This window comes from Ramlibacter sp. (assembly GCF_041916345.1).
Lineage (GTDB): Bacteria > Pseudomonadota > Gammaproteobacteria > Burkholderiales > Burkholderiaceae_C > Ramlibacter.
Genome location: NZ_JAYRZR010000067.1, coordinates 1 through 23,576, shown reverse-complemented (window position 1 = coordinate 23,576; position 23,576 = coordinate 1). Strand labels below are relative to the sequence as shown.

General features: G+C 70.1%; 25 protein-coding genes and 2 tRNA genes. 14 read left to right on the top strand and 13 right to left on the bottom strand.

What is annotated here, in order from left to right; translation table 11 throughout:
- Nucleotides 1-116: 116 nt before the first annotated feature.
- The 10 genes from ahpF to hemP all read left to right on the top strand — a co-directional run bounded on the left by ahpF (nt 117) and on the right by hemP (nt 8,996).
- The gene (ahpF, locus tag ACE3T5_RS15805) at nt 117-1,724 is read left to right on the top strand and encodes an alkyl hydroperoxide reductase subunit F (protein ID WP_374669037.1); all 1,608 of its coding nucleotides are present in this window, start codon (nt 117-119) and stop codon (nt 1,722-1,724) included.
- 74 nt (nt 1,725-1,798) lie between these two features.
- A complete protein-coding gene (bfr, locus tag ACE3T5_RS15800; protein WP_374669036.1) occupies nt 1,799-2,275 on the top strand; it encodes a bacterioferritin in 477 nt (158 codons plus the stop codon).
- 185 nt (nt 2,276-2,460) lie between these two features.
- Entirely contained in the window at nt 2,461-4,755 is a 2,295-nt protein-coding gene (locus ACE3T5_RS15795) for a TonB-dependent receptor (protein ID WP_374669035.1), read from the top strand.
- 42 nt (nt 4,756-4,797) lie between these two features.
- Nucleotides 4,798-5,475 carry a Fe2+-dependent dioxygenase gene (locus tag ACE3T5_RS15790; RefSeq protein WP_374669034.1) on the top strand — a complete coding sequence of 226 codons (678 nt, stop codon included), beginning with the start codon at nt 4,798-4,800 and terminating at the stop codon, nt 5,473-5,475.
- Complete coding sequence (locus tag ACE3T5_RS15785; RefSeq protein WP_374669033.1) at nt 5,472-6,551, top strand: alpha-hydroxy acid oxidase; 1,080 nt, start codon at nt 5,472-5,474, stop codon at nt 6,549-6,551. The genes ACE3T5_RS15790 and ACE3T5_RS15785 overlap by 4 nt, the downstream gene beginning before the upstream one ends.
- A gap of 72 nt (nt 6,552-6,623) precedes the next feature.
- Nucleotides 6,624-6,857, top strand: a complete 234-nt coding sequence (locus ACE3T5_RS15780; protein WP_374669032.1) for a bacterioferritin-associated ferredoxin — start codon at nt 6,624-6,626, stop codon at nt 6,855-6,857.
- Between the two features lie 66 nt (nt 6,858-6,923).
- A complete protein-coding gene (locus ACE3T5_RS15775; protein ID WP_374669031.1) occupies nt 6,924-7,622 on the top strand; it encodes an energy transducer TonB in 699 nt (232 codons plus the stop codon).
- 6 nt (nt 7,623-7,628) lie between these two features.
- On the top strand, nt 7,629-8,342 hold the full coding sequence (locus tag ACE3T5_RS15770; protein ID WP_374669030.1) for a MotA/TolQ/ExbB proton channel family protein: 714 nt from the start codon (nt 7,629-7,631) through the stop codon (nt 8,340-8,342).
- A gap of 4 nt (nt 8,343-8,346) precedes the next feature.
- Nucleotides 8,347-8,766 carry an ExbD/TolR family protein gene (locus ACE3T5_RS15765; protein ID WP_374669029.1) on the top strand — a complete coding sequence of 140 codons (420 nt, stop codon included), beginning with the start codon at nt 8,347-8,349 and terminating at the stop codon, nt 8,764-8,766.
- A gap of 53 nt (nt 8,767-8,819) precedes the next feature.
- Nucleotides 8,820-8,996 (top strand): hemin uptake protein HemP, encoded by a 177-nt coding sequence (gene hemP, locus ACE3T5_RS15760; protein WP_374669038.1) that lies wholly within the window; start codon nt 8,820-8,822, stop codon nt 8,994-8,996.
- A gap of 76 nt (nt 8,997-9,072) precedes the next feature.
- Here the strand turns inward: hemP and ACE3T5_RS15755 are convergent, their stop codons facing one another.
- Entirely contained in the window at nt 9,073-9,480 is a 408-nt protein-coding gene (locus ACE3T5_RS15755) for a heme-binding protein (protein WP_374669028.1), read from the bottom strand.
- 124 nt (nt 9,481-9,604) lie between these two features.
- On the opposite strand from ACE3T5_RS15755, the gene ACE3T5_RS15750 reads away from it, so the two are divergent.
- On the top strand, nt 9,605-10,297 hold the full coding sequence (locus tag ACE3T5_RS15750) for a Bax inhibitor-1/YccA family protein (protein ID WP_374669027.1): 693 nt from the start codon (nt 9,605-9,607) through the stop codon (nt 10,295-10,297).
- A gap of 49 nt (nt 10,298-10,346) precedes the next feature.
- Here the strand turns inward: ACE3T5_RS15750 and rlmD are convergent, their stop codons facing one another.
- Complete coding sequence (gene rlmD, locus ACE3T5_RS15745) at nt 10,347-11,768, bottom strand: 23S rRNA (uracil(1939)-C(5))-methyltransferase RlmD (RefSeq protein ID WP_374669026.1); 1,422 nt, start codon at nt 11,766-11,768, stop codon at nt 10,347-10,349.
- A gap of 37 nt (nt 11,769-11,805) precedes the next feature.
- Complete coding sequence (locus ACE3T5_RS15740; protein WP_374669025.1) at nt 11,806-12,648, bottom strand: dienelactone hydrolase family protein; 843 nt, start codon at nt 12,646-12,648, stop codon at nt 11,806-11,808.
- Nucleotides 12,649-12,738: 90 nt separating this feature from the next.
- On the opposite strand from ACE3T5_RS15740, the gene ACE3T5_RS15735 reads away from it, so the two are divergent.
- Nucleotides 12,739-13,641, top strand: coding sequence for a LysR family transcriptional regulator (locus tag ACE3T5_RS15735; protein ID WP_374669024.1), 903 nt, complete (start codon nt 12,739-12,741; stop codon nt 13,639-13,641).
- A gap of 12 nt (nt 13,642-13,653) precedes the next feature.
- On the opposite strand, the gene ACE3T5_RS15730 is transcribed toward ACE3T5_RS15735, so the two are convergent.
- The 5 genes from ACE3T5_RS15730 to surE are packed head-to-tail and all read right to left on the bottom strand — an operon-like array spanning nt 13,654 to nt 17,933.
- Complete coding sequence (locus ACE3T5_RS15730; protein ID WP_374669023.1) at nt 13,654-14,439, bottom strand: 3'-5' exonuclease; 786 nt, start codon at nt 14,437-14,439, stop codon at nt 13,654-13,656.
- Nucleotides 14,440-14,474: 35 nt separating this feature from the next.
- Complete coding sequence (locus ACE3T5_RS15725) at nt 14,475-15,491, bottom strand: sigma-70 family RNA polymerase sigma factor (protein WP_374669022.1); 1,017 nt, start codon at nt 15,489-15,491, stop codon at nt 14,475-14,477.
- A 2-nt stretch (nt 15,492-15,493) separates the two neighbouring features.
- Nucleotides 15,494-16,405, bottom strand: coding sequence for a peptidoglycan DD-metalloendopeptidase family protein (locus ACE3T5_RS15720; RefSeq protein WP_374669021.1), 912 nt, complete (start codon nt 16,403-16,405; stop codon nt 15,494-15,496).
- Entirely contained in the window at nt 16,402-17,187 is a 786-nt protein-coding gene (locus ACE3T5_RS15715; RefSeq protein WP_374669020.1) for a protein-L-isoaspartate(D-aspartate) O-methyltransferase, read from the bottom strand. Before ACE3T5_RS15715 ends, ACE3T5_RS15720 begins: the two co-directional genes overlap by 4 nt.
- On the bottom strand, nt 17,184-17,933 hold the full coding sequence (gene surE, locus ACE3T5_RS15710; protein WP_374669019.1) for a 5'/3'-nucleotidase SurE: 750 nt from the start codon (nt 17,931-17,933) through the stop codon (nt 17,184-17,186). Before surE ends, ACE3T5_RS15715 begins: the two co-directional genes overlap by 4 nt.
- 116 nt (nt 17,934-18,049) lie before the next feature.
- Here surE and ACE3T5_RS15705 point away from each other — a divergent pair, with 116 nt between their 5' ends.
- A complete protein-coding gene (locus ACE3T5_RS15705) occupies nt 18,050-19,039 on the top strand; it encodes an NADPH:quinone oxidoreductase family protein (protein WP_374669018.1) in 990 nt (329 codons plus the stop codon).
- 74 nt (nt 19,040-19,113) lie between these two features.
- Nucleotides 19,114-19,767 carry a cation transporter gene (locus ACE3T5_RS15700; protein WP_374669017.1) on the top strand — a complete coding sequence of 218 codons (654 nt, stop codon included), beginning with the start codon at nt 19,114-19,116 and terminating at the stop codon, nt 19,765-19,767.
- A 46-nt stretch (nt 19,768-19,813) separates the two neighbouring features.
- Here the strand turns inward: ACE3T5_RS15700 and ACE3T5_RS15695 are convergent.
- The 5 genes from ACE3T5_RS15695 to ACE3T5_RS15675 form a co-directional block, all read right to left on the bottom strand.
- A tRNA-His gene (locus ACE3T5_RS15695) sits at nt 19,814-19,889 on the bottom strand.
- A gap of 28 nt (nt 19,890-19,917) precedes the next feature.
- On the bottom strand, nt 19,918-21,831 hold the full coding sequence (locus ACE3T5_RS15690) for a SurA N-terminal domain-containing protein (protein ID WP_374669016.1): 1,914 nt from the start codon (nt 21,829-21,831) through the stop codon (nt 19,918-19,920).
- A gap of 56 nt (nt 21,832-21,887) precedes the next feature.
- Nucleotides 21,888-21,963: transfer RNA gene (locus ACE3T5_RS15685), tRNA-Val, on the bottom strand.
- A gap of 18 nt (nt 21,964-21,981) precedes the next feature.
- Entirely contained in the window at nt 21,982-22,254 is a 273-nt protein-coding gene (locus ACE3T5_RS15680; RefSeq protein ID WP_374669015.1) for an HU family DNA-binding protein, read from the bottom strand.
- 279 nt (nt 22,255-22,533) lie between these two features.
- Nucleotides 22,534-23,576: tartrate dehydrogenase (locus ACE3T5_RS15675; RefSeq protein WP_374669014.1), on the bottom strand; the 1,043-nt coding region annotated here is incomplete at its 5' end.

The window sequence follows — 23,576 nt, the reverse complement described above, 5'->3', positions numbered from 1 at the left end:
TTTTCAGGGTGCTTAGACCAGTGCTGAAAGGACCGGCAAAGCCGGATCCTTTCAGCATGGGGGACGGCGCTGCGCGTTGCTGCGCGCCGTCCGAGAAACACCCTGGAGATAACCGAATGCTCGACGCCGCCCTCAAGACCCAGCTTGCCGCCTATCTGGAACGCCTTGTCCACCCGGTGGAGATCCACGCCTCGCTCGACGAGTCGAAGGCCTCCGCGGACATGCGCGCGCTGCTGAAGGACATCGCCGATGCCTCGCCGCGCATCACGGTCGTCGAGTCGTTCGCTGGCGCGCTGCGCACGCCCTCTTTCCAGGTGCATCGCCCTGGGCAGACGCACGGCCCGGTGTTTGCCGGCCTGCCGATGGGGCATGAATTCACGTCGCTGGTGCTGGCGCTGCTGCAAGTCGGCGGTTACCCGCCCAAGGTGGAGCATTCGCTGCTGGACCAGATCGACGAGTTGGAGGGTGATCTCGACTTCGAGGTCTATGTCTCGCTGACTTGCCACAACTGCCCGGACGTCGTGCAGGCGCTGAACCTGATGGCCACGCGCAACCCGCGCATCCGCGCCACCATGATCGAGGGCAGCCTGTTCCAACGCGAGATCGACGAGCGCCAGATCATGGGCGTGCCCACGGTGTTCCTGAACGGCACGCAGTTCGGCTCCGGCCGCATGACGCTGGAAGAGATCGTCGCCAAGGTGGACAGCGGCGCGGCGAAGCGCGAGGCCGCGAAGCTCAGCGAAAAGGCGCCGTTCGACGTGCTGATCGTCGGTGGCGGCCCGGCTGGCGCGGCGGCCGCGGTTTACGCAGCCCGCAAGGGCATCCGCACCGGCATCGCCGCGGAACGCTTCGGCGGCCAGGTGCTGGACACGCTGGGCATCGAGAACTTCATCTCGGTCAAGGAAACCGAGGGCCCGAGGTTCGCACTGGCCCTGGAAGAACACGTGCGTCACTACGACGTGGACATCATGAACCTGCAGCGCGCCCGCGCGCTCACGCCCGAGGAGGGCCTGATCCGCGTGGAGATGGACAGCGGCGCGACACTGCGTGCGCGATCCGTCGTGCTCGCCACCGGCGCGCGCTGGCGCCAGCTCGGCGTGCCGGGTGAAAGCGAGCTGCGCAACAAGGGCGTGGCGTACTGCCCCCACTGCGACGGCCCGCTCTTCAAGGGCAAGCGCGTCGCCGTCATCGGCGGCGGCAACTCGGGCGTGGAGGCAGCAATCGATCTCGCCGGCATCGTGGCGCACGTCACGCTGGTCGAGTTCGACACGAAGCTGCGTGCGGACGAAGTGCTGCAACGCAAGCTCCGCAGCCTGCCGAACGTGACGGTGCTGCTGAACGCACAGACCACGGCCATCACCGGCACCGGCAAGGTGGACGGTCTGACCTGGAAGGACCGCGCGAGCGGCGTCGAGCACCGCGTGGACCTGGAAGGCGTGTTCGTGCAGATCGGCCTGGTGCCCAACACCGAATGGCTCAAGGGCACGCTGGAGCTGTCGCGCCACGGCGAGATCATCGTGGACGCGAAGGGCCAGACCTCGCTGCCCGGCGTGTTCGCGGCGGGGGATGCCACGACGGTACCGTACAAGCAGATCATCATCGCGGCCGGCGACGGCGCCAAGGCGGCGCTGGGGGCCTTCGATCACCTGATCCGCAGCGAGGCACCGGCGGCGGCGGCGCCCGCGGCCGCCCGGGCCGCCGAGCGGGCCCCTGCCCTCGCCTGACCGGCGCGCCTGCCCTCGGGCCGGGGATGCGCGAGAATCCGGCGCATCCCCACCCGCCAGCGAAGGAGCAGCCCATGCAAGGCGACGCGCAAGTGATCCAGCACCTCCAGGCGCAGCTCAAGAACGAGCTGACGGCCGTCAACCAGTACTTCCTGCACTACCGCATGCTCAAGCACTGGGGGCTCGACAAGCTGGCGAAGAAGGAATACGACGAGTCGATCGGCGAGATGAAGCACGCCGACCGGCTGATGGACCGCATCTTCATGCTGGACGGCCTGCCCAACCTTCAGGACCTGGGCAAGCTGCTGGTGGGCGAGAGCGTCCCCGAGATGCTGGCTTGCGACCTCAGGCTCGAACAGGGCGCGCAGGCCACCATCAAGGCCGGCATCGCCCACTGCGAGTCGGTCCGCGACTACGTGTCCCGCGACGTGCTGCAGGCGATCCTGGACGACACCGAGGAACACATCGACTTCCTCGAGACCCAGATCGAGCTGATCGACAAGGTCGGCCTGCCGAACTACCTTCAGTCGCAGATGGGCAGCGTGAGCTGACCCCGCGGCTCGGCCCGTGTGGCGCGAGCGAGACAACCGCTTACGCGAACGAGAAACATTCTCGTTTCGATTTAGAATAGCGTCATCCCGGCCAGCCACGGCAGCCGCGCGGCCTGCCGCGTGGTGACCAAGCCAGCCAGCAATCCGACCGCCCGCCCCGCGGGCATGCTGACTGGAGATCTCCCATGGCACGCCGCCGCCCCAAGGCCACCCCTCCCCACCGCACGCCGACCGCGCGCACCGAACCCGCCCTGCTGCCGCTCGGCGCCCTCATGCTCACCGCCTCGGTATCGAGCTGGGCGCAGACCACGCCCGCTCCCGCCACGCCCGTGCGCACCCTCGCGCCGGTGGTGATCAAGGAGAAAGCCGTCGTCGAAGGCAAGGACAGCGTGCGCACCACCTCCACCCGCATCGGCAAGGGTGAGCAGGCGCTGCGCGACATCCCGCAGTCGATCACCGTGGTGACCGAGAAGCTGATGGACGACCGCAACCTCGACACCGTGAAGGAGGCCTTGCGCAACACGGCCGGCATCACCTTCCTCGCGGCCGAAGGCGGCGAGGAAGACATCCGCCTGCGCGGCTTCTCGCTCGCGGGCACGGGCGACATCTTCCTGGACGGCATGCGGGACCCAGCCTTCTACGACCGCGACACCTTCAACAACGACCGGCTGGAGGTGCTGCGCGGCTCCGCCTCCATGCTGTTCGGGCGCGGCTCCACCGGCGGCGCCGTCAACCAGGTCAGCAAGCAGCCGCGGCTGATCGACGAGCACGAGGTCACCGGCACCGTCGGCAGCCACCGCTACCGCCGCGTCACGGGTGACTTCAACCTGCACACCGGCGAGAACGCGGCTTTGCGCATCAACGCCATGGCGACCAGGGCCGACAACAACGGCGCCGGCAGCAGCATCGACAAGCGCGGCCTGGCCGCGGCCTACCGCTGGGGCATCGGCACCGCCGACGAGTTCAATGCCAGCCTCTACTGGCTGGACAACAACAACGGCATGAACTACGGCCTGCCCTGGATCAAGCCGCTGGCCACCGACACCAGCGCAGCCAACACGCTGATCGGTAGCCTGGACCCCACCGCCTACTTCGGCATGGCGAGCGACCGCAACGCCGGTGGCGCCAGGATCGCGAGCTTCAGCCACCTGCACCGCTTCCTGGGCGGCAGCGAATTGCGCACCCAGGTGCGCGCAGGCGAGTTCGAGCGCGACCAGCGCGCCGGCACGGTGCGCTTCGCGGCCGCCACGGCGCAACCCAACCGCGCGGCGGTGGACCTCTCCAACTTCGGTCCGCAGACCGTGCTGACGCGCGGCGCGCAGCTCAAGATCCAGGACGTGAACACGGTCCACGCCCAGAGCGACCTGAGCACGCGCTTCCAGGCCCTTGGCATGCAGCACACGGTGCAGACTGGCATCGACTTCGCCCAGGAGGAGAAGACCGTCTACGCGGCCCGCAGCGCGGCCCAGGGCGGCGTGGTGCCGACCAAGCCGACCACGCTGGCGGGCACGCCGGGTGATGGCGCCTGGATCGACGAAGGCACACGCGTGCTGCGCACCGGCAACCAGTTCAAGGCCAAGTCCTGGGGTGTGTATGCGCAGGATCTGGTGCAGATCGCACCGCAATGGAAGCTGCTGGGCGGCCTGCGCTACGACAGCCTGGACGGGTCATACGACACCTTCGCCATTCCCGGCAACGCGGCCGGCCCGGAGACGGCCACGAACTACCGGCAGAGGATCTCCGAGTGGAGCAAGCGGGTGGGCGCGCTGTGGCAGCCGGATGACCGCCGCTCGTTCCACTTCTCCTACGGCACCTCGTTCAACACGTCGGGCGACACCTATTCGTACAACGCCCTGAGCGCCAGCACCCCACCCGAGCAGAGCGAGAACGTCGAGTTCGGCGGCCGCGTCGAATCGGCGGACAAGCGCTTCAGCACCCGCTTCGCGATCTTCCGCTCGACCAAGAAGAACGAGCGCAACACCGACCCGGACACGGCGGCCACCCGCCTGCTGCTCTCGGGCAAGCGGCACAGCGCCGGCATCGAGATCGACGTCGCGGGCCTGCTGACGCCGCGGTGGGAGATCTACGGCTCCTACATGTGGATGCCCATCGCCAAGGTGGATCAGGCCGCCTCCACCGCCACCACCGTGGGCAACCGAGCGGGCGACCGGCCGGGCCTGAGCCCTCGCCACAGCGGAACGATCTGGAGCACCTACCAGGTCACGCCGCAGTGGCGTGTGGGCGGCGGCCTCAACTTCCGCAGCCAGCAGGCGCCGGCCGATGTGACGGCGCCCGCCTGGGAAGCGCCCTCGTTCGTGACGGCCGACCTGATGGCGGAGTACCAGGTGAACCAGACCGTCACGGTCAAGGGCAACCTGACCAATATCACGAACAAGCTGTATGCCGAGTCGCTGTACCGCGGCCACTACATCCCGGGCGCCGGCCGCCTGCTGCAGGTGTCGCTGACGGCGAAGTTCTAGTCCTCTGACCGCTCGACCCGCCACGAGGACCAAGCCACCGCCATGCTCCTGACGTTCTCGCTGCTGGATGAAACCGATCTGCAGCAGGCTCGCCGCCTGCTGGCGGACGCCCCCTGGGCCGATGGCCAATTCAGCGCCGGTGACCAGGCGCGCCAGGTGAAGAACAACGATCAGCTGCCCACCGATTGCGACGCGGCCCGCGCGCTGCAGGCCCTGCTGCTGCGCGCGCTGGACCGGTCGCCCCGGTTCCTGGCCGCCGCGCTGCCCAAGCGGGTGCTGCCACCGCGCTTCAACCGCTACAGCGGCGACGCCAACTTCTACGGGCCGCACGTCGACAACGCCGTTCGCTTCGGCGATGGCGGCCTGCGCGTGCGGACCGACCTCTCGTGCACGGTCTTCCTGGCCCAGCCGCACGAGTACGACGGCGGCGAGCTGGTCGCCCGCGGGCCCGATGGCGATCGCGTGGTCAAGCTGCCGGCGGGGCACTGCGTGCTCTACCCCGGCACCACGGTGCACGAGGTGCGACCCGTGACGCGTGGCGCGCGCCTCGCCAGCTTCTTCTGGATCGAGAGCATGGTGCGCAGTCACGAGCAGCGGCGCCTTCTGCTGGAACTGGACGATGCGCTCACGGCCCTGCGCTCGCGCGTCGGTGAGACCGAGGAGGCCGTGGCGCTGACGGGCACCTATCACAACCTGCTGCGGATGTGGGCCGACACGTGAGCCCCGCCCAGGCCGTGGCCATCGCCAGCCTGGCGGACTATGAGCCGCTGGCGCGCGAGCGGCTCGACGCGGCCACCTGGGCCTATTTCAACGGCGGGGCAGGCGATGAGATCACGCTGCGGGCCAACGCAGCGGACTGGGCGGCCCTGCGTCTGCTGCCGCGCGTGCTGCAACCGCTCGATGGCGCGCACACCCGCGTCGAGCTGCTGGGCCGGCGCCTCGCGCACCCCTTGCTCGTGGCGCCGATGGCCTGGCAGCGCCTGCTGCATCCCGATGCCGAGACCGGCATGGCGGTTGCCGCATCGGCGCAGGAGGCCGGCTACGTGCTGAGCACGCAGACGAGCACGCCGCCCGAGACGGTGGCGCGCGCCATCGCCGGCGACGCGTCACGCGGCCCGCTGTGGTTTCAGCTCTATGTCCAGGCCGACGCCGGCTTCAACCGCGAGCTGATGCAGCGCGCCGAGCAGGCCGGCTTCGAGGCCTTCGTGGTCACCGTCGATGCCCCGGTGCATGGCGCGCGCGACGCCGAGCGGCGCAGCGGCTTCCGGCTGCCGCCCGGCCTGGCGGCCCTGGCGCTGCCAGCGGCCGGCGCGGCATCGGGGGGCGCCCCCGGGATCATGCGTCACCTCCGCGGCACACCCACCTGGGCCGGCATCGAGGAACTCATCGCCCGGGCACGGCTGCCGGTGCTGCTGAAGGGCATCCTGCACCCGCTGGACGCCCTCCAGGCGGTGCGCGTCGGTGCCGCCGGCCTCATCGTCTCCAACCACGGCGGCCGGACGCTCGACACCGCCGCAACCACCGCCTTCGCCCTGACGCGCATCGCGGACGCCGTTCAGGGGGAGCGGCCGCTGCTCGTGGACGGCGGCATTCGCCGCGGCACCGACGTGCTGAAGGCGCTGGCCCTCGGCGCGCGGGCGGTGCTGGTCGGCCGGCCGGCGGCATGGGGACTGGCGGTCGCGGGTCCCCCGGGCGCGGCGCACGTGCTTCGGCTGCTGCGCGACGAGTTCGAGATCGCGCTGGCGCTCACCGGCTGCGCCAGCCCGGCGCAGGTGAATCGGGACCTGATCGTCTGATGTCCGTTGAATAGAGATTGCAAATGCGACCGATTCGCATTTATAATATCATCCAGCTTCGACGTTCCCCCCATGATCATCTGCGTCTGCCGCCGCGTCTCCGACCGTGACATCGCCCGCCACGCCCGTGCCGGCATGAGTTTCGACGACATCCAGTTCGAACTGGGCGTCGCTGCCCAGTGCGGCCGTTGCGAAGGGTGCGCCCGCGACATCGTGGCGCAATGCAGCACCGTCCACCCGATGGCGGCGCTGCAGACAGGCGGCGGCCAGCACGAGGCCTCGGCATGGGCATCGTCCTTGGTGTGAGCCTCTTGCTCGTCATCGGCTGCGCCCGCTGGGCGCTGCGCCGCTGAATCCGATCGCACTCGACCCATGCAGTACCCCGCCCTCCACACCCCTGCCGCACGCGCCGGCCGTGATCGCGCCGTCGTGGCCGTGGTCGTGCTGCTGCACCTCGGTGCGCTGTGGGCCCTGGAGCACGCGCTGACCCGCTGGAAAGGCGAGCAGGTGGTCCTGGCCGAGGTGATCTCCGAGCTGGTCACGCCGGCACAGCCCCTTGCCGAGCCGGTTCCGCCAGCGCCCCAGCCGAGTGAGCCGGTGCTGCGCCGCGCCCCCCAGCCGCCCGCGCCCGCCCGCCCCCAGATCGCCCCCCAGCCTGTGGCCCAGCCCGACCTGCCGCCCAGCGCCACCGCGCCCACGGGAGCCGTGGCCACCCAGGCACCGGCCCCACCGATCACCGCGCCCGTCACTGCGGCGGCGCCCCCTGCCCCGCCACCCCCACCGCCGCGCGTGGAGCTGCCCTCCAGCGACGCCGACTACCTGCAGAACCCGCGGCCACCCTACCCGCCGCTCAGCGTGCGACGGGGCGAGCAAGGCCAGGTGGTGATCCGCGTGCTGATCGGCGCCGATGGCAGTGCGCAGCAGGCCGAGGTGCGGCGGTCCAGCGGATTCGAGCGCCTGGATCAGGCCGCGCTGCAGACCGTTCTGAAGTGGCGCTACATCCCCGGCAAGCGCGGCGGCGTGCCGGAGGCGATGTGGTTCAACGTTCCCCTCAATTTTGTCCTGGAGTAGTCCCCCATGAATCCCGAATCCGGTCTCTTGCACCTCTGGAGCCAGGGTGACCTGATCACCCGCTCTGTCGCCCTGCTGCTGCTGGCCATGTCGCTGGCCTCGTGGATCGTCATCCTGATCAAGGCGCTGGATCTGCGACGCACGAGCCGACAGGCCCGCGCCGTGGAGAGCTTCTGGCATGCCACCGACTTCGCCGACGGGCTGAGCAAGCTGGGCGCGGAGCCGGTCAACCCCTATCGCAATCTGGCGCTGGAGGGCCGCGAGGCGGCTGCGCACCGCAACGCCCAGCCCCAGCTGCACGATTCGCTCAGCGCCAGCGAGTGGATCACGCGGGCACTGCGCAACGCCATCGACGAGACCACCGCGCGCATGCAGGCCGGCCTCGCGGTGCTGGCTTCGGTCGGGTCCACCGCGCCCTTCGTCGGCCTGTTCGGCACCGTCTGGGGCATCTACCACGCGCTGCTGGCGATCGGTGCCAGCGGGCAGGCCTCGATCGACCAGGTGGCCGGCCCGATCGGCGAGGCGCTGGTGATGACGGCCCTGGGCCTGGCCGTGGCCATTCCCGCCGTGCTGGGCTACAACGCGCTGGTCCGCGGCAACAAGGCGATGCTGTTCCGGCTGAACCGCTTCGCCCACGACCTGCACGCGTACCTGCTGACCGGCACGCGCATCGGCGCGGGCGCCGCGGGCAACGTGGTCGCGATGAAGAAGGGAGCCTGAGGCCATGGCTTTCGGAACCCAGGACGACACCGACGACGTGATGAACGAGATCAACATGACGCCGCTGGTCGACGTGATGCTCGTGCTGCTGATCGTCTTCATGATCACCGTGCCGGTGATGCAGCATGCGGTGCGGGTGGACCTGCCCCGGGCCACCGCCCAGCCGCAGGACAAGCCACAGGCCCTGCGGCTGGCGGTGGACGCGGACGGCGGCTACTTCTGGAACGACACGCGCATCGCCGACGACGAACTGGCCGGCCGCCTGAAGGCCGAGGCCACGCGGGAGCCACAGCCCGAGCTGCACATCCGAGGCGACCGCGCCGTGCGCTATGAGCGCATCGCGCAGGCGATGGCGGCCGCCCAGCAGGCTGGCCTGCGCCGCATCGGCTTCATCACCGAACCCCGGGGGGAGGCCCAGCCATGATGGACTATGCAGACAACGCGGGAGGCGGGCTGCAGGGGGTCGCCGTTACCAGCATGACCGATCCGGCACCGCACCTGGGCCGACCTGGGCGCGGTGATGGCGCGCCGCCGGACCGCACCCTGCCCAGCAGCGCCCTGCTGCAAGGCGCGCGCTGCGTGCAGATCGTGCACAACGGGACGGTCTACCGCCTGCACGCCACGCGCCTGGGCAAGCTCATCTTGACCAAGTAGCCGTTTGCTTCGTGGGGCGACCCAAGGGTCGCGTTGGCCAGCCAGCAGGTGGCACGCCTGCCAGCCACGCCCTTTTTTAGATGCCCAGTGCGGCGATGCCCGCCCGGGCGATCTGGGCGTCTTCGGTCGACTTTACCCCGCTCACGCCCACGGCGCCCAGGCACTGGCCATCCTTCAGGATGGGCACGCCGCCTTCCAGCAGGCCCTGCAGGCCGGGCGCGCTGAGGAACGACACTCGGCCGCCGTTGATCATGTCCTCGTAGACCTTGCTTTCGCGCTGCCCCAACGCGGCCGTGTGGGCCTTGGCCGGGGCAATCTGGGCAGAGATCGGCGGCGCGCCGTCCAGGCGCTGCAGCCACAGCAGGTGCCCGCCGGCGTCCACCACGGCAATGCTCACGGCCCACTGGTGCTTCAGGGCTTCGGCCTCGGCGGCGGCAGCGATGGCCTTGACGTCTGAAAGTTCGAGGCTGGGGCGGGACTTCATGCGGCGTGATCCTTGAAAACCCCGAGCATACCCGCACCTTCGCGCGCAAGGGGATTGCCAGATCGCCCGGGAACCCCCCTAGAATCCGGGCATCCAACAGGCCGTCTACGGCAAGGAGCGCTGCATGAACGACCAAGTCCAAACCATGCCTTCGTATGGCCACGTGGCCACGACGGCGGAGGAACGCAACCGCGTTCTTCGCAACACCTACTGGCTGCTCGCGCTGAGCATGATCCCGACCGTGCTGGGTGCCTGGCTGGGCGTGGCCACCGGCATCACCAAGGGCCTGGGCGGCGGCCTCGGGCTGATCGTCTTCCTGGGCGGCGCGTTCGGCTTCATGTTCGCCATCCACAAGACCAAGGATTCCGCCGCCGGCGTGGCCGTGCTGCTGGGCTTCACCTTCTTCATGGGTCTCATGCTGTCGCGCCTGCTCGGCATGATCCTCGGCATGAAGTCGGGCACCGGCATCGTGATGACGGCCTTCGGCGGTACCGCCGGTGTGTTCCTGGTCATGGCCACGCTCGCCAGCGTGATCAAGCGCGACCTGTCCGGCATGGGCAAGTGGCTGTTCGTCGGCGCGCTGGTCGTGATGATCGGCGGCATCATCAACGTGTTCGTCGGCTCCGGCATCGGCATGATGGTGATCAGCACGCTGTGCATCGGCCTCTTCAGCCTGTACATGCTGTACGACCTGAAGCAGATCATCGACGGCGGCGAGACCAACTACATCACCGCCACGCTGGCCCTGTACCTGGACATCTACAACGTGTTCCAGAGCCTGCTGGTCATGCTGGGCGTGCTGTCCGGCGACGACTGATCCCCGCCAGCTTACGCTGAGCTCGACGGGCCCCTCGCGGGGCCCGTTTTCATTGGGGCGCGAGATCGAACACGGCCATCGATTCCACGTGGGCCGTGTGCGGGAACATGTTCACCACGCCGGCCGACGTGCACTGGTAGCCCGCCTGGTGCACCAGCAGGCCGGCGTCGCGCGCCAGCGTGGCCGGATTGCAGCTCACGTACACGATGCGTGCCGGTGGCTGCCACGCGCCACGCCGCTCGGGCTGCTGATGCAGGTCCGCCAGGGCCTTGGCCAGGGCAAACGCCCCCTCACGCGGTGGATCCACCAGCCAGCGCTGCGCGACGCCGTCGGCCACCAGCTGTTCGGGCGTCAGCTCGAACAGGTTGCGCGCCTCGAAGCGCGTGGGCGCGAGCGGCCGCCAACCGGCCGGCCGGCCGGCGACGTTGCGGGCCAGGTTCTCCCGCGACCGCGCCACCAGGGCCTCGCTGCCCTCGATGCCCAGCACCTCCGCCGCGCGCGTGGCCAGCGGCAGCGTGAAGTTGCCGAGGCCGCAGAACCAGTCGATCACGCGGTCCGTGGCCTGCACATCGAGCAGGCGCACCGCGCGGTCCACCAGCACGCGGTTGATGTGCGGGTTGACCTGGGTGAAGTCGGTCGGCCGGAACGGCATCACGATGCCGAACTCCGGCAGGCTGTAGGCCAGCTCGCCCACCGCGGCCGCGGCCTCATCCATCAGGCGGATGGAATCCGGCCCCTTGGGCTGCAGCCACCATTGCACGCCCGGGTGCGCGGCCGCGAAGGCAGCCAGCTTCGCCAGGTCGCCCGCGGACAAGGGCTGCAGGTGGCGCAGCACCAGGGCCGTGACGCCTTCGCCGCAGGCCAGCTCGATCTGCGGACAGGTCTCGATGGCCTCCAGGCCGGCGATCAGCTCGCGCAGCGGCAGCAGCAGCGCGCTCACGGCGGGTGGCACCACATGGCACTCGCGGATGTCCGCCACGTAGCGGCTCTTGCGCTCGTGGAAGCCCACCAGCACCGCGCCCTTCTTGCGCACATGGCGCACGCTGAAGCGGGCCCGCCAGCGATAGCCCCAGGCAGGGCCTTCAATGGCCGGCAGCAGCGTGCCGGCGCGCACCTTGCCCAGATGCCACAGGTTGTCTTCCAGCACGCGCTGCTTCACCGCCACCTGCGCGCCCACATGCAGGTGCTGCATCTTGCAGCCGCCGCAGGCGCCCTCATGCAGGCCGAAGTGCGGGCACTGCGGACGCACGCGCTGCGACGACTCGCGCAGCACGTCGACCAGCGCGGCCTGTTCCCAGTTGTTCTTGCGGCGCTGCACCTTCACGGTGACGCGTTCGCCGGGCAGCGCGCCCTCCACGAACACCACCTTGCCCTCGGCCCGGCGGGCGACGCCCTGCGCCTCCAGGTCCAGCGATTCGATCTCCAGCTCATCCCGCTGCAGCGCGGGCGGCTCCTGCTTGTCAGTCACCATGCCCCGATTGTCTCAGGGCGCCCCCGGGCCGCCGGCGTCAGGGCCGCAGCACGTCGTCCAGGAAGCCAGCCGCCGCCGCGCGCGCCGCGGGCAGGTTCAGCAGCGTATGGGGCGCGCCGGGGATCAGCGTGATCGTGGCCCGCTTGTGATCCTTCAGCGCCTCGCCGCAATGGCCGCGCGCGGACGGATTGCCCAGCCAGGCATTGGAGGGTGAGAAGAACGGGTCGGTCGAGCTGATCACATTGAGCACCGGCTGGCTCGCCGGGAAGACGTGGCCGGGCTTCTCCACGAAGTAGTTCGGCTCGCAGCTCCAGGCAAAGATCATGCGGCCGGCGAACTCGGCGCCACCGTGGCGGGCCACCGCGGTGGCGCCTTCGCTCGTGCCCGCGAGCACGAGGCGCGCGGGATCGGCCCAGGCAGCGCCCTTGACGGCCTGCGCGGCGAGCACGATCTCCGAGGCGCGCAGGGCGTGGATCTGCTCGTACACCGCGGTCGACACCGGGGACTTGTAGGTGATGCGGTCCGGCAGCGCGAACGAATCCGGCGCCACGCTGGCGATGCCGCGCGTCGCCAGCCAGGCCTGCCACTCGGCGATGGCCGGCAAGCCCAGCCCGGAGGAGCCGTGCAGGAACACGACGACCGGCACGCGGGCCTTCGCCTCCCGCGGCGCGTCCTTCCACAGCCCCGTGTAGACGGCCCCGCCCGTCACCACCGACGGCAGCACCACGCGCGCCTGCTGCACCACGCCCACCGCCGACTCCGCCGTGTGGCGTGCAGCCTGGCCCTTGACCTCGCCCGCCGGCGCCTGGGCCGAAGCCTGCAGCGTGGCCGCGAGCAGCAGAACGGCACCTGCGGCCCGGGTGGTCTGGATGAATCCCATGAATGGCTCCTTGTAGCGACAGCCGCGAATCTAGAATGGCCCGTTCGCCCTGTCCAATACATGAACGGGCCTGTTTCATAGCCGATCCGCATGAATCTCACCCAGCGCCAGTTGCGCATGTTCGTCACCACCGCCCGGCTGCTGCACATCTCGCGCGCCAGCGAGGTGCTGCACATCAGCCAGCCCGCGCTCACCCGTGCGCTGCGCGAGTTCGAGCATCAGGTGGGCCTGGATCTGCTGCACCGCACGACGCGCCAGGTGCGGCTCACGCCCGACGGCGAGCGTTTCCTGCCGGTGGCCGAGCGCCTGCTGCACGACCTGGACCATGCGGCCACCGACCTGCGCGCGCATGCCCAGGGCGTGCGCGGCGCCCTCACCATCGCCGTGGGCGCGGCCTTCGGCGCCACCGTGCTGCCGGTGGCGCTGCAGGTCTTCACCGCCCGGCATCCCGGCGTGCGGGTCCGCCTGGTGGAGGACAACAGCGCCGGCATCACCGCCCGCGTGACGCGGGTCGAGGCCGACCTGGGCATCGGCTCGCCCATCGGCGACACGGCCAGCCTGGTGGCGCGCCCGCTGCTGAGCGCGCCGCTGGGCCTGCTGGCACCGCCCGGCCGCAGCGCGGGCCTGCCGCTGCTGAAGGAGCCGGCCGACACCAGCATCCTGAACGTGCTGCGCAGCCATGGCTCCGACCTCGTGCGACGCATGGAGCGCGGCATCGAGGTCTCCAGCCTCACCCTGCAGCTCGCGCTGGCGCGCCAGGGCCTGGGCATCGCCGTGGTGTCGGCCCTGGGCGCATCGCATACCCAGGCGCAGGGCATGCGCTTCACGCCCCTGCGGCCGATGCTGCGGCGGGAACTGCACGCCCTGCAGCACGCCGACCGCGCGGAAGCCCCCGCGGTGACGGCCTTCCTGCGCGTGCTGGCCGAGGTGCTGCCGCAGGAGGTGCGGCGGCTGCGCCCCGGTGTCAGGCCCCTGGTTGCGGCCCCCGGGTGAAGTGAGGGCGCCTCAGCGCCAGGCGGCCAGGTACTCCTGCCAGTGCGGCTCCGTGGGCGCCAGCGTGTCCAGCGTCTCCTTCACGAAGGCGATCTCCTGCGTGTACTCCGCCTCGGTGAAGCCGCCGCGCATCTTCTGGTACTGGCAGTACAGCAGGTAGGTGTTCATCACGTCCGTCTCGCAGTAGCGGCGGATGTCCTCCAGGCCGCCGTCGAGATACGCCTGGTACACCTGCGAGCCATCCATGCCCAGCTTGCCCGGGAAGCCGCACAGCTTCGCCATGGCGTCCAGCGGCGCGTTCGCACGTGGCTGGAACATCGCCAGCAGGTCCATCAGGTCCAGGTGGCGCGTGTGGTAGCGGTTGATGTAGTTGTTGTACTTGAACTCGCGGTCGTCCTCGCCCATGTCCCAGTACTTGCCGGCCACCACGCCATGGCGCAGGCCGCGGTAGTGCAGCACCGGCAGGTCGAAGCCGCCGCCGTTCCAGCTCACGAGCTGGGGCGCCTTCTGCTCGATGGTGCGGAAGAAGTTCTGCACCACGCGCCCTTCGCTGGCGCCGTCGCGGTCCACGAACGAGTGCACGCGCAGGCCCTCGGCGTTGCGGAACACGCAGCTCACCACCAGCACGCGCTGCAGGTAGTGCGGCAGGAAGTCGCTCTGGCCGTGGTCCTTGCGCTCCTGCGCCCATTGCGCCAGCACCTCAGCGTCGGTCGCCTCGGCGGGCGCGTCGCGCAGCAGGCGCAGGCCCTGGATGTCAGGGATGGATTCGACGTCGAAGACCAGCACGGGAAAGGCCATGGCGGACACTGTAGCAGCGCCGCGCCCCGCATCCGCTAGAACAGCGCTTCCTTGCCGACGCCATTGCGCGTCATGTGACGGCGCAGCTTGAGCAGGGCCTCGTTCTGGATCTGGCGCACGCGCTCGCGGGTGAGGCCCAGGCGGTCGCTCAGCACCTCCAGCGTCTCGGGCTCGCGGTCATGCAGGCCGAAGCGGCCTTCCAGCACTTCCTTCTCGCGGCTGGACAGGGCGCCGATCCAGCCGTCCAACAGGCGTTCCACCTCGTGGCTCAGGGTCACGCCGGAGGGGTCCACCGCCAGTTCGTCGGCAATGCCCTCGCCCAGGGTGTGTTCGTCGTCGGAACGGTCCACGGCGGCGTCCAGCGACTTCGGCGTCTCGGCCAGCGCCAGCAGCTGCGCGACCTCGCCGACGTCGCGGCCCAGCAGCGCCGCGACGTCCTCGACGCGGACGCCATCGCCCTCGGCGCCGCCGCGCGCCTCGGCGAAGTGCGGGTCGTTCTCCAGCGCGCGGCGTGCGCGCAGCACCTGCTGCAGCTCACGCACCACATGCACCGGCAGACGGATCACACGCCCCTGGTTGACCACGGCACGCTCCACCGACTGGCGGATCCACCAGGTGGCGTAGGTGGAGAAGCGGAAGCCGCGCTCGGGCTCGAACTTGTCGATGGCGTGCATCAGGCCGAGGTTGCCCTCCTCGATCAGGTCGGCCAGCGGCACACCGCGACCGAGATAGCCCTTGGCGATGCTGACCACGAGCCGCAGGTTGTGCTCGATCATCGACTGCCGCGCCTCGAAGTCGCCAGCCCGTGCGCGCGTGGCAACGGCGAACTCCTCCGCCGGGGTGAAGAGCGTGGTGCGCCGCACGTCGCGCAGGTACAGCGTGAGGGTGTCGCTCGATTCGCCGGCAAGGTCCGCCGGCAGCTCGCGCAGCGGCTCGGCGGCGGATGCCTCCGGCGGCAGGCCGGCATCGCCCGCCGCTTCGGCGACTGCTTCCGCGTCTTCGCGGGCGCCTGCGGGCGTCGGAGGGGTTCCGGGCCGGGCGCGCCGCTTCATCGCTACCTCGGGGGCAGGTATCGGCCCGGGTCGACCGGCTTGCCCTGACGGCGGATCTCGAAGTGCAGCTTGACCCGGTCCGCGTCGGTGGAGCCCATCTCGGCGATCTTCTGGCCCTTGCGCACCGACTGATCCTCCTTCACCAGCAGCGCCTGGTTGTGCGCATAGGCTGTGAGGTAGGTGTTGTTGTGCTTCAGGATGATCAGGTTGCCGTAGCCGCGCAGGCCGGCGCCGGCATAGACCACGCGGCCATCCGCCGCCGCCAGCACGGGATCCCCCGCGCGGCCGCCGATGTCGATGCCCTTGTTCTTCTGCTCGTCGAAGCCGGCCAGCACCTGGCCGCCTGCCGTGGGCCAGGCCCAGGCGAGTTCGTCCTCACCGGCTGCCGCGGCGGGCGCCGGCGCGGGCGAAGCGGCCGGCGCGGGCGTGGCCGCCGTGGCCGTGCCGCGCGGGGCACTGGCCGAGGCCGAGGCCGTGGCCGGCGGCAGCGGCGTGGCGGGCGCGCTGGCCGGCGGCAGCGGGCGGGCCACCACCTCCCCGGCGGGTGGCGCCACGCGCAGCACCTGGCCGACCTCGATCACGTTCGGGTTGTCCAGGTTGTTCCAGCGCGCGATGTCACGCCAGTTCTGGCCGGTCTCCAGGCCGATGCGGATGAGCGTGTCGCCTGGCCGCACGGTGAAGTAGCCGGGCTTGCCGGCGTTCTCGGCGCCGGGCAGCACCCGGCCGGGCTCCGAAGGGGCGGAGGGCGACGAAGCCACGGGCGCCGGTGCCTGCATGGCGGGCCGGCCGGCGCTGCGATCTTCCACCGGCGCGGGCACGCGGCGCGGCGACGAGCAGGCGGCGAGCACCGCGCAGATTCCCACGAGGCACAGGGCACGCGCCGCGCGCGCGGCCTGGAAGCGGTGTTGGTTCATGCTGTGCCCGATTTTAGGGGGACGAACTGCACCGGCTCCAGCAAGGTGCGCTGCACGCGCGCACCCGACTTCTCGATCACCACCAGGGCCTGGCCGCCGCGCTCGGCGGCCACCGGCGCGACAATGCGTCCGCCCTCCGCGAGCTGGGCCACCCAGGCCTCGGGCACCGCCTCGCCACCGGCGGCGGCGAGGATGCCCGCATACGGCGCGCCCTGCGCATAGCCGGCCATGCCGTCACCAAACAGCAGGTGCACGTTGGGCAGCCGGAAGGCCCGCAGGTTGGTGATCGCGCGCTCGTGCAGGCCGCGCAGCCGCTCGATGCTGTACACCTCCGTGGCCACGCAGCTCAGCACCGCCGCCTGGTAGCCGCAGCCGGTGCCAACCTCCAGCACGCGGCCCAGGCGGCCGTCGGGCCCGGTGCGCCCGGCCAGCAGCAGCTCGATCATGCGGGCCACCACGCTCGGCTTGCTGATGGTCTGGCCCAGGCCGATGGGCAGGCTCGTGTCTTCATACGCCTGGTTCACCAGCGCGCTGTCCACGAAGCGGTGCCGCTCGATGCGTTGCAGCGCCTGCAGCACCCGCGCGTCGGCAACGCCCTGCGCGGCGATGCGCGTGACCATGCGCGTGCGCACCGCCTGCGAGTCCATGCCCAGGCCGCTGGAGGGCGGCGGGGCAGACGGTACCGGGCGGGCCTTGGGGTCCGCGCTGCCGGCGCGTGCCGGTGCGGCGGGCCGCTGCGCGCCCAGGTCGAGCCGTGCCGGAAACGCCGGGCGGCGATTCATGACTGCGCCAGCACGCCAGACCAAGCCGCCAGCGTGGCGTGGTCGGTCAGGTCCACCTGCAGCGGCGTCACCGACGGATGGCCCTGCGCGACCGCGTGGAAATCGGTGCCCTCGGCGGCGTCCTTCGCCGGGCCGGCGCCCCCGATCCAGTACATCACCTCGCCGCGCGGGCTGGTCTGCGAAATGACCTTCTCGGCCGCATGCCGCCGCCCGAGCCGGCAGACGCGGAACGCGCCCAGCGCGTCGTACGGGCGGTTCGGGATGTTCACGTTCAGCAGCCAGGGCGGGCCTTCGAGCCCGCGGTCGATGAGCTGGCGGACCAGGTCGCGCGCCTTGCGCGCGGCGGCATCCAGGTGCGACCAGCCCTTCTCGGCCTGCGAGAACGCGATGGCCGGCACACCGAACAGGTAGCCCTCCATCGCCGCCCCCACGGTGCCCGAGTAGATGGTGTCGTCGCCCATGTTGGCGCCGTTGTTGATGCCGCTCACCACCAGGTCGGGCCGCCAGCCCAGCAGGCCGGTCAGCGCGATGTGCACGCAATCCGCCGGCGTGCCGTTGACGTAGCGAAAGCCGTTGCCGGCCATCTGCACGTACAGCGGCGCATGCAGCGTGAGCGCATTGGACTTGGCGCTGTTGTTGTGCTCGGGGGCCACCACGGCCACTTCGCCCAGGTCGCACAGGGCCTCGTGCAGCGCCACCAGGCCGGGCGCCTGGTAGCCGTCGTCATTGGAAAGCAGGATCTTCATGCAGGCCCCTTCGCGGCCGATTGTAGGTGCGCGGTCGCCGCAGAGACATCGCGTGGCGCGCCGCCCTGCCTATCATCCGCAGCTTGTCCCCCAGCGAACTCCCAGGAGAGAAGGCCATGCAAGCCTGGCTATGCGATAACCCGGTCGGCGTCGACGCCCTGCAATGGAAGGAACTGCCCACGCCCGAGCCGAAGGCCGGCGAGGTGCGGATCGCCATCCGCGCCGCCAGCCTGAACTTTCCCGATCTGCTGATCGTGCAGAACAAGTACCAGATGAAGCCCGCCCTGCCCTTCGTGCCAGGCTCGGAATACGCCGGTGTGGTGGAGGCGGTGGGCGAAGGCGTGAAGCACCTGCAGGTGGGCCAGCCGGTCGCGTGCCTGTCGGGCACGGGCGGCTTCGGCACCCACACCATCGCCCCGGCCGCGCTGTGCATGCCGCTGCCACCAGGCTTTCCGTTCGTGGACGCGGCGGCCTTCATCATGATCTACGCCACCTCGCACCACGCGCTGATCGACCGCGGCCAGCTCAAGGCCGGCGAGACGGTGCTGGTGCTGGGCGCCGCCGGCGGCGTGGGCACCTCCGCCATCCAGATCGCCAAGGCGGCCGGTGCGCGCGTGATCGCCGCCGCCTCCACCGACGAGAAGTGCGATCTCTGCAAGTCCATCGGCGCGGACGCCACCATCAACTACACCACGCATGCCGTGCCCAACGCCTTCCGCGAGGCGGTGAAGGCCGCCACCGACGGCAAGGGCCCGGACGTGATCTATGACCCGGTGGGCGGTGACTTCGCCGAGCCCGCCTTCCGCTCCATCGCCTGGCGCGGGCGCTACCTGGTGGTGGGCTTCGCGGCCGGCCCCATCCCCAACCTGCCGCTGAACCTGCCGCTGCTCAAGGGCGCCTCGCTGGTGGGCGTGTTCTGGGGTGACTTCGCCCGGCGCGAGCCCAAGGCCAACGCGGCCATGATGGCCGAACTGGCCCAGTGGTACGGCCAGGGCAAGGTCAAGCCCGTGATCGACTGCACCATGCCCATGGCGGAGCTGAAGGCCGCCTATGCCCGCATGGGCTCGCGCGAGGTGAAGGGCAAGCTGGTGATGGTGAATCCGTAGCGGGCGCGCGGCAGCGCTTGACTCTGCAGCGGCTCCAGGGTTTGAAATACCGGCATTCCCTGGAGAACCTCGCCATGTCAGCCCACTGCTGCGAACACGACACCCCCGCCGCCGAGGCCCTCCGCGACCTCCCCCGATACCGGCGCGTCCTCTGGGTTGCGCTCATCGTGAACGCCGCCATGTTCGCGGTGGAGGTGATCGGCAGCGCCAGCGCCGGCTCGCTCGCGCTGCTGGCGGACGCCATCGACTTCGCCGGTGACGCGCTCAACTACGGTGTGTCGCTGGCCGTGCTGGCCGCCGCACTCGCCTGGCGCGCCCGCGCCGCCATCGCCAAGGCCATCAGCATGATCGGCTTCGGCCTGTACGTGCTGGGCAGTGCGCTCTGGGCGGTGTGGAACGGGCATCCGCCGCAGGCCCTGACCATGGGCGCCGTGGGCGTGCTGGCGCTGGTGGCCAACCTGTCCGTGGCCTGGATGCTCTACGCCTTCCGCGAGGGCGACGCCAACATGCGCAGCGTGTGGCTGTGCACCCGCAACGACGCCATCGGCAACGTGGCCGTGATGCTGGCCGCGCTGGGGGTCTTCAGCACCGGCCATGCCTGGCCCGACCTGCTGGTGGCCAGCCTCATGGCCGCGCTGGCGTTGCACGGTGGCTGGCAGGTGCTGCGTCAGGCGCGGGGGGAGCTGGGGGTGCCGGCGGCGCATGACCATGGGCACGGGTCGCACTGAAACGAAACAAGGACCCGAAGGTCCTTGTCTGCGTGGGCGATTTCACTGGGGTGGCTGATGGGACTCGAACCCACGACGACCAGAATCACAATCTGGGACTCTACCAACTGAGCTACAGCCACCGCAAGCCCGTGATTATAGCCCGAGGCGTCACTCGCCCAGCAGGCCCTTGGGCTTGGGCACCTCGATCTTCACGTTGTAGCGTTCCTTCAGCGCGTTGTAGTACGCGATGGTCTCGGCCGCCGACCAGGCCTGCGCGTACTGCTGGCGCTCCTGTTCGGCCGTGGGGCCGGGCTGCGCGTCGCGCGGGACGATGCGGTTGACCTTGGCGATCGCGTAGCCCTCGGCGCCGAGATCCACGCCCACCACCGCGGGGAAGGCCTTGGGGTCGGCACGCAGCACGGCATCCACCACCTGGCGCGGCTGCTTGGCGGCGTCGAGGCGCGAGACGACCACGGCTGCTGGCAGCGGGGCCGCCGCGGGCGCGGCCTTCAGCGCGGCCATCTTCTCCTGGCCCTCCTTGCGGGCGAGCTCCGCCGCGCGGTCGGCCACCAGGCGCTCACGCACGTAGGGCTTGATGTCGTCGAAGGGGCGGGTGCGGGCGGGCGAGTACTGCACCACCCGACCGGAGACGAGCTGGCTCGGCCCGACCTCCATGGCCTCGGTGTTGCGCTTGCGCTCCAGCGCGTCGGGCGAGAACAGCGCGCCCAGGAACTTCGGGTTGGCGAGCGGGCCCTTGGCGTCCGCCGCGGGCTGCCGCGTCACGGTGGCGGTGCGGATCTCGAGCTTCAGCTTGTCGGCCATCGGCTTCAGGCTGTCGGACTGCTCGTACACGCCGTTGGTGAAGGTCTCAGCCAGCTCGGCGTACTTGCGCTGCGCCTGCTGCTTCTTCAGGTCGGCCTCGATCTGCGGGCGCATTTCCTCGAAGGTGCGCTGCTTGGGGACCTTGAGGTCCGTCAGGCGGATGATGTGGAAGCCGAACTCGGTCTCCACCAGACCGCTGATCTCCCCCTTCTTCAGGGCGAAGGCCGCGTCCTCGAAGGGCTTGGTCATGGCGCCGCGGGCGAAGAAGTCGAGGTCACCCCCCTGCGGCGCGGAGCCCGGGTCCTGCGAGTTCTTGCGAGCCAGGTCGGCGAAGGCATCCGGCTTCTTGCGCACCTGGGCCAGCAGGTCCTCGGCCTTGGCCTTCGCCTTGGCCTTCTCCTCGGCGGAGGCGCCCTTGGGCACCGCCACCAGGATGTGGCTCGCACGGCGCTCTTCCTGGCCGGCCAGGCGGGCGACGTTCTGGTCGAAGTAGGCCTTGAGGTCCTGCTCGTTCAGCGTCACCGTGCGGGCGGCGGCGTCGAGATCGAGCACCACGTACTCGATCGCGGCCTGCTCCTGCGCCTGGAACAGCTGCGGGTTGGCCTTGTAGAACGCCTCCACCTCGGCGTCCGTCGGCTTCACGCGCGCCTGGTAGTCCGCCGGGGCGAAGCGCAGCACCTGCGCCTCACGGCGCTGCAGGAAGCTGTCCAGTGCCACACCGGCCGGCGCCGCGAGCACCATGCCGGAAGCCTGCACGCCAGCCAGCACCTGGCGCATGGTCATGTCATTGCGGACCTGCGCCTCGTACATCTCGGGCGTCATGCCCTGGCTGGCCAGCACCTGGCGGTAGCGCTGCATGTCCAGCCGGCCATCGGGCGTGCGCAGCGAGGCCAGGAACTCGTTGCGCTGCAGTTCGCGCGCGAGCCGCTGGTCCGTCACCGACAGGTGGCCCTTGACGGCGGCGGCCGCGACGACGCGGTCGCGCACCAGGCGCTCCAGCGAGGCGTACTTGGCCTCCGGCGAATCCAGCAGCTTGGCGTCGATGTTGGGCATCTGCTGGCGGATGCGCTCAACCTCCACACGGTGGGCGTTGTCCCACTCGGCCTGCGTGATCTTGCGGCCGTCGACCTCGGCGACGCCCACGCCGCCCTCGCGGAAGCGCGTGTAGCCCTCCAGCCCGAACAGCACGAAGGAGGGCACGATCAGCAGGAACAGCAGGACCTGCATCACGCGGGTGTGCTTGCGGACGAATTCAAACATGCAGTGAGCTCGCGTTGAAAGTCAAAAAGGCGAACCGGAGTTCGCCTTGTCTTGCGTGGTGGGTGCTGACGGGTTCGAACCGCCGACCTACGCCTTGTAAGGGCGCCGCTCTACCAGCTGAGCTAAGCACCCCACCGGGGGTACCGGCCCTCAGTTCAGCGCATCCTTCAGCGCCTTGCCGGGCCGGAACTTGGGTACCTTGGCAGCCTTGATTTTAATCTGGGCGCCGGTGCGGGGGTTTCGGCCGCTGCGAGCAGCCCTCTTGCCGACCGTGAAAGTGCCGAAGCCCACCAGCGAAACCGAGCCGCCTTTCTTCAACGTCGTCTTGACGGCGCCGATCATGGACTCCAGGGCGCGCGTCGCGGCGGCCTTGGAGATGTCGGCGTGCTTGGCGATGTGCTCGATCAGTTCGGTCTTGTTCACGGATGGGCCCCTCGTACGGATTGGGATGGGTGGACGGTCGTCTCTTGAAATAGTTTGTCTCCCGGCTCCGGCTTGGGCGGCGGGGCCGCCCGGGGGAACGGGGAGACTCTGTGAATGGCCGCGTGGTCACTCTGCGGGCGATTGGAGCAAGCCACCCAGGGCGTGTCAATAAGGCAAGCGGCAATTCCGCACGGAAGCGCCCCTGCCGCCATGCGGCAGCCGGCCGGCCCATCGCAGGCCGACCGGCTGCATCCTGCAGGCGAGGCTTGACAGCAGGCGCTACAGCGCCTCGGCGATGGCGCGGCCCAGGTCCTGGGTGCTGGCCGTGCCGCCGATGTCGGGCGTGCGCGGCGCGCCGGACTTCGGGTCGAGCACGCGCTCGATCGCCGACAGGATGGCGTCGTGCGCGTCCTTGTGGCCCAGGAACTCCAGCATCATCGCGCCGCACCAGATCTGCCCGATCGGGTTGGCGATGTTCCTGCCCGCGATGTCGGGCGCCGAGCCGTGCACCGGCTCGAAGAGCGAGGGGAACTTGCGGTCCGGGTTGAGGTTGGCGCTGGGCGCGATGCCGATGGTGCCGGTGCACGCCGGGCCCAGGTCGGACAGGATGTCGCCGAACAGGTTGCTGGCCACCACCACGTCGAAGAAGTCCGGCCGCTGCACGAAGTGCGCGGTGAGGATGTCGATGTGGAACTTGTCGACCTTGAGCTCGGGGTAGCCCTTCTGCATCTCCGCCACGCGCTCATCCCAGTAGGGCATGGTGATGGCGATGCCGTTGCTCTTGGTGGCCGACGTCAGGTGCTTCTTCGGGCGGGACTGGGCGAGCTCGAAGGCGAACTTGAGCACGCGGTCCACGCCGATGCGCGACATCACCGTCTCCTGCATGACGATCTCGCGCTCGGTGCCGGGGTACATGCGCCCGCCGATGCTGGAGTACTCGCCCTCGGTGTTCTCGCGCACGATGTACATGTCGATCTCGCCGGGCTCGCGCTTGCTGCCGTCCTTGCGCACCACGGGGCACACGATGCCCGGCATCAGGCGCGCGGGCCGCAGGTTCACATACTGGTCGAACTCGCGGCGGAACAGCAGCAGCGACTGCCACAGCGACACGTGGTCGGGGATCTTCGCGGGCCAGCCCACCGCGCCGTAGTACAGCGCGTCATGGCCGCCGATCTGGTCCTTCCAGTCGTCGGGCAGGTACTTGCCGTGCTTCTCGCAGTAGTCCCAGCTGGAGAAGTCGAAGTGGTCGAAGTGCAGGTCGATGCCGAACTTGCGCGCGGCGGCGTCCACCACCCGCACGCCCTCGGGCATGACCTCCTTGC